This is a genomic window from Aeromonas sp. 1HA1, from assembly GCF_029237385.1.
Lineage (GTDB): Bacteria > Pseudomonadota > Gammaproteobacteria > Enterobacterales > Aeromonadaceae > Aeromonas > Aeromonas popoffii.
The window spans coordinates 1-1014 of sequence record NZ_JAACGC010000187.1 but is presented as its reverse complement, the minus strand read 5'-3'; the positions used below and the strand labels follow the sequence as shown (position 1 = coordinate 1014).

Below are 1014 nucleotides of genomic sequence, written 5' to 3'. Positions count from 1 at the left end.
CAAATCGATGAAGAATTTGCCTGGCGGCCATAGCGCCGTGGAACCACCTGATCCCATGCCGAACTCAGAAGTGAAACGCGGTAGCGCCGATGGTAGTGTGGCATTCGCCATGCGAGAGTAGGACACTCCCAGGCACCCAACATTGAAAGCCCGCTCATCCGAGCGGGCTTTTTTATTGGCTGAAATTCAACTGCTGGGCTGCAATGGCGGGGTGATGCTTTCCTTCTGGCCCTTTCATTCGTTTATTTTTCCCCGCTCTGATTCGGATTACTGCGCTATCCCGCGTTATATATCCCCGTCCATTTCGCTTGTCTGAATATAAAAAACACAGAATGTGATACCCCTACCTTTCTTGTTATGCCTGCTCTGCTTTAATTCGTCTGCTCAAGTTTGATGGGCCAAGGAATCACAATAATTTGAGGAATGGATACATGTTCAAAAGAACAGTAACGATGATACTGGCGGCGGGAACCCTGGTATTAGGCGGTTGCGCGTCCCATGGTGGTGCAGAGCAGACTGCGGCAGACAACAGCGACTTCGGTGGCAAGTCCATCTACCTGCGTGGGGAGATGAACGACTGGATGGCGGTGGATGAGAGCAAGGTGGTCAAGGTGGCCGACAAGCTTTACATGGCCAAAGGCACCCTCAAAAAAGAGTGGGCTCCCTACAAGTTCAAGTTTGCTGACTCTGGCTGGAGCTGTGGTACCAACTTTGGCTACAAGAGTCCGAGTGACGGTGTTGCCGTATTGGGCGGTGAGGCAGTGCCGGTCAACCCCTGCTCCAAGTATGAGGAGATGAAGTTCTCACCGGATGTGGATGGTGTCTATGAGTTCTATCTGAATATGGCGGGTGAAACGCCGACCGTTTACGTCAAGAAGCCCTGATCTAGAGTTATGGTGATTTCTGGTGTATGGGGGAGATAGAGAAGGTGGCGTATCCTGCTGATTGATTCCCGCGAAGAATCTCAATTAACAGAGGTGATACGCCATGACCAATTCTACCCTCAGAGTCCTG

At 51.3% G+C, this 1014-nt stretch carries 1 protein-coding gene and 1 rRNA gene; both read left to right on the top strand.

The annotated features are described in order from the left end of the window. Positions 1–19 precede the first annotated feature (19 nt). Positions 20–134, top strand: a 5S ribosomal RNA gene (rrf, locus tag GWQ22_RS21570). A 297-nt stretch (positions 135–431) separates the two neighbouring features. Further along, the gene (locus tag GWQ22_RS21565) at positions 432–884 is read left to right on the top strand and encodes a pullulanase (RefSeq protein ID WP_275931637.1); all 453 of its coding nucleotides are present in this window, start codon (positions 432–434) and stop codon (positions 882–884) included. Positions 885–1014 lie beyond the last annotated feature (130 nt).